The organism is Mucilaginibacter sp. SJ, assembly GCF_028993635.1.
Lineage (GTDB): Bacteria > Bacteroidota > Bacteroidia > Sphingobacteriales > Sphingobacteriaceae > Mucilaginibacter.
Genome location: NZ_CP118631.1, coordinates 4,346,939 through 4,360,090 on the forward strand (window position 1 = coordinate 4,346,939; position 13,152 = coordinate 4,360,090).

General features: G+C 42.6%; 17 protein-coding genes. 13 read left to right on the plus strand and 4 right to left on the minus strand.

Going from position 1 to position 13,152, the window contains the following annotated elements:
• Positions 1-40: 40 nt before the first annotated feature.
• Positions 41-1,852, minus strand: a complete 1,812-nt coding sequence (locus tag MusilaSJ_RS17795) for a sensor histidine kinase (RefSeq protein WP_274986229.1) — start codon at positions 1,850-1,852, stop codon at positions 41-43.
• A 185-nt stretch (positions 1,853-2,037) separates the two neighbouring features.
• Here MusilaSJ_RS17795 and MusilaSJ_RS17800 point away from each other — a divergent pair, with 185 nt between their 5' ends.
• The 8 genes from MusilaSJ_RS17800 (at position 2,038) to MusilaSJ_RS17835 (ending at position 7,060) form a co-directional block, all read left to right on the plus strand.
• Positions 2,038-2,367, plus strand: a complete 330-nt coding sequence (locus tag MusilaSJ_RS17800; protein WP_274986230.1) for an ArsR/SmtB family transcription factor — start codon at positions 2,038-2,040, stop codon at positions 2,365-2,367.
• 59 nt (positions 2,368-2,426) lie between these two features.
• The gene (locus MusilaSJ_RS17805; RefSeq protein WP_274986231.1) at positions 2,427-2,990 is read left to right on the plus strand and encodes a DUF6428 family protein; all 564 of its coding nucleotides are present in this window, start codon (positions 2,427-2,429) and stop codon (positions 2,988-2,990) included.
• A 39-nt stretch (positions 2,991-3,029) separates the two neighbouring features.
• Complete coding sequence (locus MusilaSJ_RS17810; RefSeq protein WP_274986232.1) at positions 3,030-3,524, plus strand: GNAT family N-acetyltransferase; 495 nt, start codon at positions 3,030-3,032, stop codon at positions 3,522-3,524.
• A 10-nt stretch (positions 3,525-3,534) separates the two neighbouring features.
• Positions 3,535-3,951 (plus strand): arsenate reductase ArsC, encoded by a 417-nt coding sequence (locus MusilaSJ_RS17815; RefSeq protein WP_274986233.1) that lies wholly within the window; start codon positions 3,535-3,537, stop codon positions 3,949-3,951.
• A gap of 69 nt (positions 3,952-4,020) precedes the next feature.
• Positions 4,021-4,350, plus strand: a complete 330-nt coding sequence (locus MusilaSJ_RS17820) for an ArsR/SmtB family transcription factor (RefSeq protein WP_274986234.1) — start codon at positions 4,021-4,023, stop codon at positions 4,348-4,350.
• A 110-nt stretch (positions 4,351-4,460) separates the two neighbouring features.
• A complete protein-coding gene (gene arsB, locus MusilaSJ_RS17825) occupies positions 4,461-5,546 on the plus strand; it encodes an ACR3 family arsenite efflux transporter (protein ID WP_274986235.1) in 1,086 nt (361 codons plus the stop codon).
• Complete coding sequence (locus MusilaSJ_RS17830; protein ID WP_274986236.1) at positions 5,546-6,316, plus strand: metallophosphoesterase family protein; 771 nt, start codon at positions 5,546-5,548, stop codon at positions 6,314-6,316. The genes arsB and MusilaSJ_RS17830 overlap by 1 nt, the downstream gene beginning before the upstream one ends.
• Before the next feature lie 3 nt (positions 6,317-6,319).
• Positions 6,320-7,060: a metallophosphoesterase family protein gene (locus tag MusilaSJ_RS17835; protein ID WP_274986237.1), complete on the plus strand. Its 741-nt coding sequence runs from the start codon at positions 6,320-6,322 to the stop codon at positions 7,058-7,060.
• Between the two features lie 84 nt (positions 7,061-7,144).
• Here the strand turns inward: MusilaSJ_RS17835 and MusilaSJ_RS17840 are convergent, their stop codons facing one another.
• Positions 7,145-7,513: a DUF3127 domain-containing protein gene (locus tag MusilaSJ_RS17840; RefSeq protein ID WP_274986238.1), complete on the minus strand. Its 369-nt coding sequence runs from the start codon at positions 7,511-7,513 to the stop codon at positions 7,145-7,147.
• A gap of 88 nt (positions 7,514-7,601) precedes the next feature.
• Between MusilaSJ_RS17840 and MusilaSJ_RS17845 the strand changes: the two genes are divergently transcribed.
• The 5 genes from MusilaSJ_RS17845 to MusilaSJ_RS17865 all read left to right on the plus strand — a co-directional run bounded on the left by MusilaSJ_RS17845 (position 7,602) and on the right by MusilaSJ_RS17865 (position 11,815).
• A complete protein-coding gene (locus MusilaSJ_RS17845; RefSeq protein WP_274986239.1) occupies positions 7,602-8,777 on the plus strand; it encodes a THUMP domain-containing class I SAM-dependent RNA methyltransferase in 1,176 nt (391 codons plus the stop codon).
• On the plus strand, positions 8,778-9,275 hold the full coding sequence (locus tag MusilaSJ_RS17850; protein WP_274986240.1) for a hypothetical protein: 498 nt from the start codon (positions 8,778-8,780) through the stop codon (positions 9,273-9,275).
• 252 nt (positions 9,276-9,527) lie between these two features.
• Positions 9,528-9,767, plus strand: coding sequence for a type II toxin-antitoxin system RelB family anti-toxin (locus tag MusilaSJ_RS17855; RefSeq protein ID WP_274986241.1), 240 nt, complete (start codon positions 9,528-9,530; stop codon positions 9,765-9,767).
• A 53-nt stretch (positions 9,768-9,820) separates the two neighbouring features.
• Positions 9,821-10,471 carry an HD domain-containing protein gene (locus MusilaSJ_RS17860; RefSeq protein WP_274986242.1) on the plus strand — a complete coding sequence of 217 codons (651 nt, stop codon included), beginning with the start codon at positions 9,821-9,823 and terminating at the stop codon, positions 10,469-10,471.
• Between the two features lie 36 nt (positions 10,472-10,507).
• Positions 10,508-11,815: a carbohydrate porin gene (locus MusilaSJ_RS17865; protein ID WP_274986243.1), complete on the plus strand. Its 1,308-nt coding sequence runs from the start codon at positions 10,508-10,510 to the stop codon at positions 11,813-11,815.
• Between the two features lie 114 nt (positions 11,816-11,929).
• On the opposite strand, the gene MusilaSJ_RS17870 is transcribed toward MusilaSJ_RS17865, so the two are convergent.
• The gene (locus tag MusilaSJ_RS17870; RefSeq protein WP_274990466.1) at positions 11,930-12,325 is read right to left on the minus strand and encodes an HIT family protein; all 396 of its coding nucleotides are present in this window, start codon (positions 12,323-12,325) and stop codon (positions 11,930-11,932) included.
• 139 nt (positions 12,326-12,464) lie between these two features.
• The gene (gene greA, locus MusilaSJ_RS17875; protein WP_090530524.1) at positions 12,465-12,938 is read right to left on the minus strand and encodes a transcription elongation factor GreA; all 474 of its coding nucleotides are present in this window, start codon (positions 12,936-12,938) and stop codon (positions 12,465-12,467) included.
• Positions 12,939-13,152 lie beyond the last annotated feature (214 nt).

Sequence of the window (13,152 nt, forward strand, 5' to 3'; positions counted from 1 at the left end):
ATCTTTCGGACTTCCCGACCTCGGACTTCCGACTTAAGAGTTACGCCACTGCAAACTTCAGCTCAAACTCCGAGCCCTTCTCTTTTTCTGATTTCACGCTTATGGTGCCGTTCAGGCGTTTTACTATGGTATTAACATAGCTTAAGCCCAGGCCAAAACCTTTAACGTTGTGCACGTTGCCCGTAGGGATGCGATAAAACTGTTCAAATATCTTTGATTGCTGGTCGCGGCTCATGCCTATACCCTTATCAGCTACTTTAATAACAATCTGCCCGTTTTTAACAAAAGTACTTATAGTTATATCAGGCGCTTCGTTGCTGTATTTAATGGCGTTATCAACCAGGTTGTATAATACGTTTGAAAAATGCAGTTCATCGGCAATGATATAGGCTTTTTCGGCATCAAGGTGCAGTGTGGTTTTAGCATTGCATTTTTGCAGTTTGAGCGCCATACTGTCAAGCACTATGGTAACCATCTCATTTACATCAACCGGTTTTTTATCCAGTTTAAAATCGTTACGCTCAATGCGGGCAATGTTTAATACGCGCTCGATATGACTGCCTAAACGGGCATTTTCTTCAAAAATGATGTTAGCTAAACGGGCTACCCGGCTTTTATCTTCGGCAATTTCATTATCCCGTAAAGCTTCACTGGCAATCATGATGGTTGACACCGGGGTTTTAAACTCGTGGGTCATGTTATTGATGAAATCGATCTTCATTTCCGAGATCTTTTTCTGCCTCAATATTGAAAATATAGTATAACCGAAGCAAAGGATCAGCACCATGGTAAGGCCGCCGGTTGTAGCCATAGTAGCAGTCATATTGCTTAAGATCAGCGAGTTTTTTTGCGGGAACGAAAGCCTGATCTTCCCGGGGTCATTGATCACCTCTTTGGTGAAAATAGGGGTTTGATAAGTATTTGCCGCCACAAATACGGGCAGCTTTTCGCCCTGGTTGTCGCTTGCATTTGAAAATATCAGCGAGTCGCTGTTGGCGGTTGTAACTTCGTAGCTGAAAGGCAGAAAAATGCCTTTATTATGAAGCTCAAAACGCAGTAACGAGTCTATCCAGAAAGGGTTGATCCGTTTGTTCAACGGTTCGCCCGATTTACGGTATTCTTCGGCCAGGTTTTCGATAACAGTTGGCTTATTGCTCAAACTGTTAGCCTTTTCAAGCGAATCGGTCTCCAGCATTTTTTTTATCTGTTGAACTTGCCGCTCCTTTTGCTTACGGGTTTGTTCCTGTACCCACAACGGATTGATGCGCGGTACTGAGATCATTTGTTTGCCAAACTGAGGATCGACGTAGACATACCTCAGGGTATCATACTTATGAAGTTTTTTAGGATGACCTACCCTGCGGGTAATACGGGTATGCACTATCTCGGGCGTAAGTTGCTCATGTACTACACCAAACTCGTCTGTATATTCCTCAACACGTACTTTAAAATCAACCGTACCTTCTGTTTGTAGTAAGCCGTTAAGCTCATCATCCATTTTTTTACGCTGGATCATGCGTTGTAAGCTGTCACGGAGTAAAGCAATCCGCTTTTCGCGGGCAGTAGAATGCTTTTTTTCTTTAGGTAACCCTGTTACTTTTATGGTGCTGATACCCGTTTCTTCATTATCGGTACTGATGGCTGCTTGCTGGGTTTTGGTTTTCAAAAAGTTATTTGCATCCTGACGGGTAACTTTATCTACTACGTTGTTCATAGCCTCCCTCACCTGGCGGTCGAACGAATCGGACTGCATCTGGTATGATTGCCTTAGAAAATAAAATTGCATAGCCATTACGCCCAGCAGCGCAAAGCTCATTAAGCCAATAATTAAACCTATGCTCCTTTTCTTCATTTATTAACAAACAAAATTATCCTAAATCCGCACACAAAAATTGCATTTAACAAAATTTAACAAATGTAATTAATATTAAAGCGTTGTTTTCTACGGCATTATTACGTTAATCTTGAAGCCTTTTTAAAAAGAGTAGCAAATATTAGTTGTACAATTAAAAAATCAATCGTAATATTGCGATTGATATGGGCCTTACAAAAACAGAAATATTCACAGATGAGCAAAACGCATTGGCAACGATGCTGAAAGCGTTGGCGCACCCTGCCCGCATTGCCATCCTGCAATATTTGATCAAAACGAATGCGTGTATCTGCGGTGATCTTGTGGATGAACTTGGTTTGGCACAACCAACAATTTCACAGCATTTAAAAGAGCTGAAAAATGCCGGGTTAATACAGGGCACCATTGAGGGCGTAAGCGTATGTTATTGTATCGAACCAAAAGCCTGGGAAAAACTGGAAAATCAGTTGGGCCTGTTTATGCAGTCGTACGGTAAAGCCAAAACCTGCTGTTAAAAAAATTTGAATAAATCAATCGTAATATTACAATAAAACAAGTAAAGGAGAACGAAACCATGAACAAAGCAGATAGCCTGAACTGGAGCCAGTTCACAGAAGAACTGGTAAAGAACCCCGATCTGAATTTGCAGTTCCAGTATGCGGAAAAAAAATGGGTAGATGCCTCTTACCACATCACCGAGATCAAACAAGCCCCGATTGTTTCTGTTGATTGCGGCGGTGTTATGAATAGCTGGACAGAAATTATCGTACAGCTTTGGGAGCCTGAAAACGAGCAACAGGAAAGATCGATGAAAGTAAGCAAGGCCTTATCTATTGTGGCCATTGTCGAAAAATCACTTCCGCTTAACCCGCTTGGAACGGTTAAAATCGAATTTGGAAATTCGGAATTTGACACACGCCAAATGTTCCCTGGTGAATTTATCATCGATGGCGGAAACCTGATCGTTGACCTGCGCCCGGATGCTGTTCAATGCAAAGCCATCACAAGAGGGGGGAGCTGCGGCACAAATGATAAAGGCGAAGAATGTTGCACCCCTGCACCAGCAAAACAAAAAGTTGAATTAAAAAACCTTGCTGTTGCTGTTGCATGCTGTGCACCAGGTTCAGGTTGCTGCTAAAACCAAACGATTTCTATAACTTGTCACTTTAAAACCACAATGATGCAAATACGACCGATGACCGCCAGAGATTGGGAAAGCGTTATGTATATCTACCAGGAAGGGATTGCAACAGGCAATGCCACGTTTGAAACGAGCGCACCAGATGGCCCTGCATGGGATAAAGCACACATGGAAAAACACCGTTTTGTCGCGGAAATTGATGGCAAAATTGCCGGATGGGTTGCGTTAACGCCTGTTTCAAGCCGTTGCGTTTATGCGGGTGTTGCCGAGGTAAGTGTTTATGTCGGTACAGCCTATCAGGGGCGAAAAGTCGGGTCGGCTTTGCTCGAAAAACTGATCAGTGATACCGAAGCGGAAAATATCTGGACGCTACAGGCCGGTATTTTTCCTGAAAACACTGCAAGCGTTGCTTTACATGAAAAGCACGGGTTTCGGCAGATCGGTTACCGCGAAAAAGTCGGCAAAATGAACGGTACCTGGCGTGACGTATTACTATTGGAAAGAAGAAGTAAAATTACAGGGATCAACTAAAGGAGAGAACATGAAGAACATTTTAGTACTATGCACGGGTAATAGCTGCCGTAGCCAGTTGGCCGAAGGTTATTTACGGTTTTATGCCGGAGGGAAAGCAAATATCTACAGCGCCGGGATCGAAACACACGGCGTTAATCCCAAAGCCATACAAGTAATGGCCGAAGACCATATTGATATTTCAAAACACACGTCAAACCATGTGGATGAGTATTCGGCCATTCCGTTTGATATGGTGATCACTGTTTGTGATAACGCCAATGAGGCCTGTCCGTTTTTCCCGGGCAATGTGAAGCGCTTCCATCAAAACTTTCCCGATCCTGCAAAAGCGACAGGTACACCGGATGAGATCATGGATAAATTCCGCGAGGTAAGAGATATGATAAAAATCTTTTCAGCGAACTTTGTGAAAGAAAATTTAGCATGAGGTTAAAGGATCTGAAAAATAAACAGGCGAGAGCTTTTTTATTTCACTAATCAATCGTAATATTGCAATATGGGAGTGACAAAAACAGCAAATTTTACGGATGCACAAAATGAGCTGGCAATAATGTTAAAAGCATTGGCGCACCCTGCCCGTATTGCAATTATTGAACACCTGGTCAAGGCCAATGAATGTATCGGAAGTGATCTGGTCGATCTGCTTGGGCTCGCGCAACCTACCATTTCCCAACATTTGAGAGAATTGAAAGACGTGGGGATCATAAAAGGAAAAATAGAAGGCACCAGTATGTGTTACTGTATCAACAATCAAACCTGGTCAAAATACAGAACGTTACTTGCCAGGTTTTTTGTGGAGGTAAATTGTGATGATAGCTGTTGCTGAGCTTTTTTTGCGAATATCAATCGCAATATTGCTTTAATGTAATAATTCATTAAATAAGATCTGTTTTAATATGTACTTCACATTAAAACATTAACTATACAGTAAATCACATGTCAGCAAACAACTGCGCCCCGGTGGCCGAACGTAAAAAATTAGGTTTCCTTGATCGTTACCTAACCCTCTGGATTTTCCTTGCTATGGCAATTGGCGTAGGGATTGGCTATTTCATCCCTTCAACTTCCGGGTTCATCAATTCCTTTTCAAGCGGAACAACTAATATCCCCCTGGCTATTGGCCTGATCCTGATGATGTACCCGCCGCTTGCCAAAGTTAAATACGAGAATATGGGGCAGGTTTTTAAGGACACCAAAGTACTAAGTGCTTCCCTGGTGCTTAACTGGATAGTTGGCCCGATACTGATGTTTATGTTGGCAATCACTTTACTGCGTGACCATCCGGCTTACATGGTCGGTTTGATACTGATTGGCCTTGCCCGTTGCATCGCGATGGTGGTGGTGTGGAATGAACTGGCCGAGGGCAATCGCGAATATGCCGCCGGGCTGATCGCTTTGAACAGCATCTTCCAGGTTTTGTTGTACAGCGTTTATGCTTACCTGTTCGTTACGGTATTGCCGCCATTATTTGGCTTGCGGGGACTGGCCGTCAATATTACTATTGGCGAAATTGCAAAAAGCGTTGGTATCTATTTAGGGATACCGTTTGCCGCCGGTGTTATCAGCCGTTATTCCTTAATCAAAATAAAGAGCGAAGAATGGTTTCAAACCAAATATGTGCCGTTCATTTCCCCCATAACGCTGATCGCCTTACTATTCACTATTGTGGTGATGTTCAGTCTCAAAGGCAACCTGATCGTTCAAATTCCTCTGGACGTTGTCCGGGTCGCAATACCGCTGGTGATCTACTTCGCTATCATGTTTGTGATCGCCTTTTTCCTCGGTAAATCGTTTGGTGCCGATTATTCAAGAAGTACGTCGATAGCGTTTACTGCCACCGGTAACAATTTCGAGTTGGCGATCGCCGTAGCAATCGGCGTATTCGGCATTAATTCCGGTGAAGCGTTTGCCGGGGTTATCGGACCACTGGTAGAAGTGCCTGCGCTGATCGCGTTGGTAAACCTTGCTTTTTACTTCCGCAAAAAATATTACACTTCTAAAACTTTAACTGCTGTAGAATAATGAAAATAGCTTTATTCTCTGATATCCATGCCAATCTTCCGGCTTTGGAAGCCTTTTTTACCGATGTGGCAACCCGGAATACCGATGCCATTTATTGCCTGGGTGATCTTGTTGGCTATAACATTTGGCCTAACGAGGTGATCGATGAAATCCGTAAACGCGGCATCCCTACCATAGCTGGTAATTATGACTTTGGGATTGGCCGTCACAGCGATGATTGCGGCTGCGCCTATAAGACTGACGAGGAAAAGGCTTTAGGCAAAGTATCCATCGCTTATACCAACGAGGTTGTAAAAGACGAACAACGGGCTTATTTGCGTACCCTGCCCGCTCATATCCGTTTGGAGTTTCAGTTAAATAACGACCATCTTAATGTGCTGTTGGTTCATGGTAGCCCCCGCAAGGTGAACGAGTATCTGTTTGAAGACCGCGACGAGAAAAGCCTGATCCGTATTATGGAGCAAGCGGATGCGGATATCATGTGCTTTGGGCATACGCATCAGCCTTATCACCGGATCCTGCCATCGGTAATAACCGAAGATCCCCATTACCGCCATGCAATCAATATCGGTTCGGTCGGCAAACCAAAGGATAAAGACCCACGCGGCGGCTATGTACTGTTGCTTATCAATGAAAACAGCTCGATCAAAGATAAAGACAGCGTACAGGTTGAGTTTATCCGTTTTGACTACGATATCGAAAAAGCGGCCAAAGCGGTTGAAGACAGCCCGCTCCCGAATGAATATGCAGATATGTTACGCAAAGGGTAATCGATGAAAATAGCTTTATTCTCTGATATCCATGCCAATCTTCCGGCGTTGGAAGCCATGCTTAAAGATTTGGATATACGTTCCGTCGATGCTGTTTATTGCCTTGGTGATCTCGTTGGCTACAATGTTTGGCCGAACGAGGTGATTGCTGAAATCCGCAAGTGCAATATTGCAACGCTTGCAGGCAACCACGATCTTAAGATTAAAAAACTGATAACAAACGGGCAAAGTTTAAGCGAGCCAGGTAAAAACTACGCCTATCATTTAATCGATGCTGATGGCAGGAAGTATCTTGCCTCACTTCCCGCTCATATCCGGCTGGAATTTAAATTAAATGACGATGCGTTAAACATCGTACTGGCTCATGGCAGCACCCGAAGTGTTGACGAATACGTTTTAGAAGATACGGATGAAAGTTACGTGTTAGAAATGATGAGTGAAGTAAATGCTGACATTTTATGTGTCGGCCATTCGCACAAGCCTTATCATCGTATACTCAAAACCAATGATAACAACAACTACAGGCACGTTATCAATTTGGGTTCTGTCGGCAAGCCGAAAGATGGCAACCCTGATGGCTGTTATGTGATTTTAACGCTTAGCGAAATAAGTTCTGCTTCTGATCCAAACAGCATTCAGGTTGAATTTATACGTGTTGCTTATGATGTTGAAAAGGCTGCGCAAGCAGTTGAACAAAGCCTGCTACCTGATGAATTTGCAGACCGGCTAAGAAAAGCTTATTAAGTTTAATGTTTAAAGCAAAAGTTTATAAACAACAAAAGGCCCTTCATCAGGACCTTTTGAAATATCTTGCTTATTCTTTTCTGTTTAGAATGGCAGATCGTCATCATCGGCCGATGAGCTGATATCAGCTGAAGGAGCTGCATATTGCGGTGCGGCAGGCGCGTTGTTAGCAGCAGCCAGCGGCGTAACCCTCCATAACTGCAATGAGTTAAAATAGCTTTTTTTGCCGGTTTTATCTGTCCATGGGCGACCTTTAAGATTAAAAGAAACCTCTACATCATCCCCAACCTTTACGTTATCCAGTAAATTGCAACGATCCTGTATAGCTTCAAACTTTAAATATTCAGGGTATTGAGGGTTCTCAATATATTCAAGTATAAGTTCGCGTTTTTTAAGTGAATCGGTTACTTGCTGAGTGGCCGACACTTCATGTACCTTACCTTTAACTTCCATAATTAGTCTTCAAATAATTTAAAATGTAAAGTTAATAGTTAAGAAATTAAAATAGGGGCTTTTTAATTCTTAATTTTACCGAATTAATATGCAAGTTTTCCACACCGAAAGTAAAATCATAATTACATGTAACAAAAGGCTTTCAACCTACCTGCAACGGGAAGTTGAAGCTTTAGGCTATGAGCCGGTTCGTGTTTTCCCCACAGGGGTCGAACTAAAAGGTACCGTTACAGATACCATTCCGCTTAATTTAAACCTGCGCTGTGCAAGCCAGATCCTGTATTCGTTAAAAACTTTTACCGCCCGCGACCCGAAAGAACTTTATGATGGGTTGGTAACCATTGAATGGGAAAAGCTGATTGATTTTACCGGGTATTTCTCGGTATCATCAAATGTAAATAACGAGCACATCCTTACGCCGCTGTTTGCCAACGTAAAGGTAAAGGATGCCATTGCCGACAGGATCAAATCTATCAAAGGCATCAGGCCGGATTCGGGCCCGGAGGTTAATAAAACCCTGGTACATCTTTACTGGCAGGATGACCGCGCTGAAATTTTCCTGGATACATCGGGCGAAACACTGGCCAAGCACAGTTACCGTAAAATACCGGGTAAAGCACCAATGCTCGAAGCTTTGGCAGCATCAACCATTATGGCTACTAAATGGGATCTGAAAAGCACGTTCATTAACCCTATGTGCGGTTCGGGCACCCTGGCAATTGAAGCAGCATTGCTGGCTACTGACAAATCTCCGGGCTTGTTCAGGATGAATTATGGTTTTATGCACATATTGGGTTACGATGAAACCGTGTTTTTTGCCGAACGCCGCAATTTAAAAGATAAAGCAAAAAAAGAAACCGGCTTTAAGATCATTGCCACCGATATCTCTGAAGACGCGGTTGACATCGCCCGCAAAAATGCCAGAACGGCCGGTGTAGAACATTTGATCGATTTTGCCGTTTGTGATTTTGAAGATACCGGGGTTCCGGCAGAAACTGGTGTAGTAATGTTTAACCCCGAATACGGTGAGCGTTTGGGCGTACATACTAAGCTCGAGATCACCTATAAGCGTATAGGCGATTTTCTGAAAAAGAAATGCCTTGGGTATAATGGTTATGTTTTTACGGGCAATCCTGACCTGGCCAAAAAAATAGGCTTGAAGGCAGCCCGTAAAATTGAATTTTATAATGGTAAGCTTGATTGCCGCCTGTTTGAGTATGAATTATACCAGGGCAGCAAACGCGAACCGAAAGAGGAAAATTAAATGAAAAAGATCTTGTTATTTATAACACTTATTTTATCATCAGTACTGGTTAAGGCACAAGCACAATTGGCATTTCCGTTTCAGGGCGGCAGCCCTATCATGAACCGCTTTTTTAAAGACAGCCTTGTTGTATCACCCGAAATCATTAAAAAGAAAGCAAGCGGAACAGCGGTGTTTAAGTTTACCGCTGATGAAAAAGGCGTGATCAAAAAAATAATTGTTTACTATGCGGATGATGCCATACTGGTATTACCCATCATTGAGGCGCTAAAAAAGTCAAACCATAAATGGATCATCCCCGATCACGAAAAACTGCATGATTTTATTTTACCGTTTTCCATTAACTTTAATGCCCCGGCAAATACAAGCAATGCTACTATAAAGGCGGCATTTGATTATTATAGCAAACGCAAGCCAATCATATCTTATAACCAGGTACCGCTTGAAACGGCTACTTTATTGCCCACAGTAATTGTTAGTTACAATTTAGGCGAGTAGTTTTTTTTAAATAAAAAGGAATTTGAAAGCGACAGACTTTGCGGTCTGTCGCTTTTTTTGTCTTTATTATTAATTAATATGGTTGTTAAAACCTATGTATTTATACTTGCTGTTACAAGGGGGTGTTAATTTTTAATTAAAAAAGTATAAAATATCAGCCTTTCAATTGGTTAGCCATTAAAAAAATTAAAAATTTTGAAATCCATAACCCCATTATTTTCGTTATTTATAAACGAATTAATATGTAAATGGATGAAAGATGCGCTAAATTTCAAAATCAAGGCCATTGCTGCCAACATAAGGCATACAAGGGAAGGACTGAATTACACCCAGGAGTACCTTGCCGCCAAGCTGGGTATATCGCAAAACGCGTATAGCAAAATTGAGTTAGGCTATACAAAAATAACCGTCGAAAGGCTTTTTCAGATCGCCGCTATTTTGGAGATTGAAGTTGCCGAACTCATCGATACAGAAAAAATAGCTGCTGCTTAACGTTTTATACACAACCCGGTTGTTCTGTCTTTTGCTTAGTATCTTTGCAAAAGATGGAACATAATAAACTCATTGAAGCCACTGCAAATTTTGTGCGCAATACGCTCAGGGACGCCGAAGGTGGTCACGACTGGTGGCATATTCACCGCGTTTGGACAAACGCGAAACTCATCAACCAAACAGAAAAAACCGATCAGCTGGTAGTTGAACTTGCTGCCCTGCTGCATGACATTGCCGACAGTAAGTTTCATAACGGCGATGAAGAGATTGGTCCGCGTACTGCTGGCAACTACCTGCAAAGCATGAATGTTGATACCGGTGTTACTGAGCATGTGCAGCAGATCATCAGGCATATGTCGTTCAAGGCCAGCTTTGATAAAAAGTCCTTTCATTCGCCCGAACTGGCTGTAGTACAGGATGCCGACAGGCTGGATGCCATTGGAGCCATCGGCATTGCCCGCGCCTTTACCTATGGAGGTTTTAAAGGCCGCGAATTGTACAATCCAGAGATCCTGCCCAACCTTAACATGACCAGGGAAGAATATAAAAACACTACCGCCCCAACTATTAATCACTTTTACGAAAAGCTATTATTACTTAAGGATAAAATGAATACTCCCGCCGGTAAAGCAATTGCCGAACAAAGGCATACATTTATGGAGGATTATTTAAAACAGTTTTTTGACGAATGTGGTTCAAGTTAACGTGAAAGCTTACTTTTGCGCCAAAATTGACAGCCCATGAAAAAACTTATACTTACTATAATACCCGTATTAATTACCGCCGTTGCTTTGGGGCAGGATACAGTTAAACGTCAGCGGTTCAACTTCCATTTCCAGCAAACGGTAATTACCCAATACAAACCATCGTTTCATGCCGATTATAACGGCGATAACAGTTTACTTACCAAAGAAGAAACACAAAGCTCAATTACCACTACGCTTTTTGGCGGTGCAAGGCTCTGGAAGGGCGCCGAAGCCTATTTTAACCCCGAACTTTCGGGTGGATCAGGCCTGAGCAAAACGCTTGGTGCGGCAGGTTTCCCTAATGGCGAAACTTTTCGCGTAGGCGGCGCGGAGCCGAAGATCTATATCGCTCGCTTATATTTTACCCAAAACTTTGAATGGGGCAAGGATAAAGACACCATAAGCGATGATGCCAACCAGTTAGCCGGTTTAAAAAGCAAGCGTTACTTTTCGGTTACCGTAGGTAAATTTGGTATGGCCGATTTTTATGACGGCAATGAATTTAGCCATGATCCGCGTACGCAGTTCATGAACTGGAGCTTAATGGATAACGGCGCATGGGATTATCCCGCCAATACCCGCGGGTATGTTATGGGGATCCATACCGAATTAGGGCAACCTAACTGGACCTTGCGTTTTGCCTTTACCATGTCAACCACTACCGCCAACGGAGCTATCTGGGATCAGAAAATTGGTAAGGCAAACACCCAGACCTTAGAATACGAAAAACGCTATACACTTAACGGCCAAAAAGGTACCTTCAGGGTCTTAGGTTTCCGTAACAATGGCAAAATGGGGGATTATCGCCTGGCGCTTGCGCAAAGTCCCGTTGCCCCCAATGTTGATACCACACAAGCTTATGGCAGGCACAAATATGGTTTCGGCATCAGCGCCGACCAGTATCTGACCAAAGATTTTGGGGTGTTTGCCAAAGTGAGTTATAATGATGGTAGGACCCAAACATGGTATTTTACCGAGATTGACCGTTCATTGAGTTTTGGCGGCGTACTTAAAGGAAGTTCATGGAACCGCGGCGATGACGAACTGGGCCTTGCTTTTGTAGCCAACGGCATCTCAAACGCCCATCGTGATTATCTTGCAGCCGGCGGCTACGGTTTCATCATAGGCGATGGCAAGCTTAATTACGGCACCGAATTTATTGCCGAACTTGATTATAAAATAAACGCATATCAAAAAAAGTTCTGGCTTACACCCGGTTACCAGTTTTTGCTAAACCCGGCCTATAATAAGGACAGGGGTCCGGTAAATGTCTTTTCGTTAAGGGCACATGTAGAGTTTTAAACATAAAAAGGCCTCGTCACATATATTATGATGAGGCCTTTTTGTTTATATATAAGCTAAAAGCAGCATGAGCAAAACTTATAGCTAATAGCTTGATTAGTGTTATCCCAATTGTTAACCGATTGCCTGTCTGATCTTCTCGGCGGTGGCGTTAAATTGTTCGGGGGTGAATTTTTGTTTGGGGAGCGAAAAGTTAATACTGCTCATATCATTCATTGGTATAAGATGGATATGCGCATGAGGCACATCAAGGCCCATAACAGCTACACCAACCCGGGGGCAGGGAACGGCCTTTTTTAAACCGAGAGCTACCTTTTTGGCAAATAGCTGTAAGCCCGCATAAGTATTATCGTCCAAATCAAAAAGATAATCAACCTCCTTCTTTGGGATCACCAGCAGGTGACCTTCCGTAAGCGGAAAAATATCCAAAAAAGCCAGAAATTCATCGTTCTCGGCCACTTTATAAGCGGGGATCTCGCCTGCAACTATTTTTGAAAAGATGGTCATTATTGGTGAGTGGTTTATTATAGATAGTGAATGGTTGATTACGTTGATTTGGTGAGTAGTTGATTTTGTTAGATAATTAGATTGGGTGACCATTTCTTTAATTTCTTAACCGTTCACCTAATCAACCACTCACCTAAATTAATTACCTGCTTATTTCCAGGATCTCGAATTCAATTTTACCTGCAGGGACGGTGATCTCGGTTTTTTCACCAACCTTTTTGCCAAGCAGGCCTTTAGCTATCGGCGACGCTACCGAGATTTTACCGGTTTTAAGATCGGCTTCACTCTCTGATACCAGCTGATAACTCATGGTAGCTCCGTTTTTCAGGTTCTTGATCTTTACTATCGACAATGCAAGCACCTTCGATACATCAAGTTTTGATTCATCAAGCAGGCGCGCATTGGCCAGTGTTTCCTGCATCTGGGCTATTTTGGCCTCATGTAAGCCCTGCGCTTCTTTAGCCGCATCGTATTCGGCATTTTCCGACAGATCGCCTTTGTCACGTGCCTCAGCAATAGCTTTTGATATATCGGCACGGCCGGTTGTTTTTAATCTCTGTAGTTCTTCTTTTAATTTCTCTAAACCATCTTTGGTATAGTATGATACCTCTGCCATAACGCAAAAATTAATTAATATTATTACTGTTAATCAACCAAAAAAAACCGCCCTTCCCTGTTTTAAGAAAGGACGCAATGCTTATAAAAGCAAACAAGACTATGTAAGCCCTCTGCTTACATAGTCTTGCGTTTTGGTAATTAACGAAGATAAGTGATTTAAGTTTTATTATCCAAATTTTTAAGAGGGGAATTTTTTTGTTACATTATTACAC

Excerpts from the sequence above, each read along its gene's own strand:
- MusilaSJ_RS17795 (WP_274986229.1), bottom strand. The coding sequence starts at position 1,852 with ATGAAGAAAAGGAGCATAGGTTTAATTATTGGCTTAATGAGCTTTGCG.
- MusilaSJ_RS17800 (WP_274986230.1), top strand. The coding sequence starts at position 2,038 with ATGGGCCTTACAAAAACAGAAATATTCACAGATGAGCAAAACGCATTG.
- MusilaSJ_RS17805 (WP_274986231.1), top strand. The coding sequence starts at position 2,427 with ATGAACAAAGCAGATAGCCTGAACTGGAGCCAGTTCACAGAAGAACTG.
- MusilaSJ_RS17810 (WP_274986232.1), top strand. The coding sequence starts at position 3,030 with ATGATGCAAATACGACCGATGACCGCCAGAGATTGGGAAAGCGTTATG.
- MusilaSJ_RS17815 (WP_274986233.1), top strand. The coding sequence starts at position 3,535 with ATGAAGAACATTTTAGTACTATGCACGGGTAATAGCTGCCGTAGCCAG.
- MusilaSJ_RS17820 (WP_274986234.1), top strand. The coding sequence starts at position 4,021 with ATGGGAGTGACAAAAACAGCAAATTTTACGGATGCACAAAATGAGCTG.
- arsB (WP_274986235.1), top strand. The coding sequence starts at position 4,461 with ATGTCAGCAAACAACTGCGCCCCGGTGGCCGAACGTAAAAAATTAGGT.
- MusilaSJ_RS17830 (WP_274986236.1), top strand. The coding sequence starts at position 5,546 with ATGAAAATAGCTTTATTCTCTGATATCCATGCCAATCTTCCGGCTTTG.
- MusilaSJ_RS17835 (WP_274986237.1), top strand. The coding sequence starts at position 6,320 with ATGAAAATAGCTTTATTCTCTGATATCCATGCCAATCTTCCGGCGTTG.
- MusilaSJ_RS17840 (WP_274986238.1), bottom strand. The coding sequence starts at position 7,513 with ATGGAAGTTAAAGGTAAGGTACATGAAGTGTCGGCCACTCAGCAAGTA.
- MusilaSJ_RS17845 (WP_274986239.1), top strand. The coding sequence starts at position 7,602 with ATGCAAGTTTTCCACACCGAAAGTAAAATCATAATTACATGTAACAAA.
- MusilaSJ_RS17850 (WP_274986240.1), top strand. The coding sequence starts at position 8,778 with ATGAAAAAGATCTTGTTATTTATAACACTTATTTTATCATCAGTACTG.
- MusilaSJ_RS17855 (WP_274986241.1), top strand. The coding sequence starts at position 9,528 with ATGAAAGATGCGCTAAATTTCAAAATCAAGGCCATTGCTGCCAACATA.
- MusilaSJ_RS17860 (WP_274986242.1), top strand. The coding sequence starts at position 9,821 with ATGGAACATAATAAACTCATTGAAGCCACTGCAAATTTTGTGCGCAAT.
- MusilaSJ_RS17865 (WP_274986243.1), top strand. The coding sequence starts at position 10,508 with ATGAAAAAACTTATACTTACTATAATACCCGTATTAATTACCGCCGTT.
- greA (WP_090530524.1), bottom strand. The coding sequence starts at position 12,938 with ATGGCAGAGGTATCATACTATACCAAAGATGGTTTAGAGAAATTAAAA.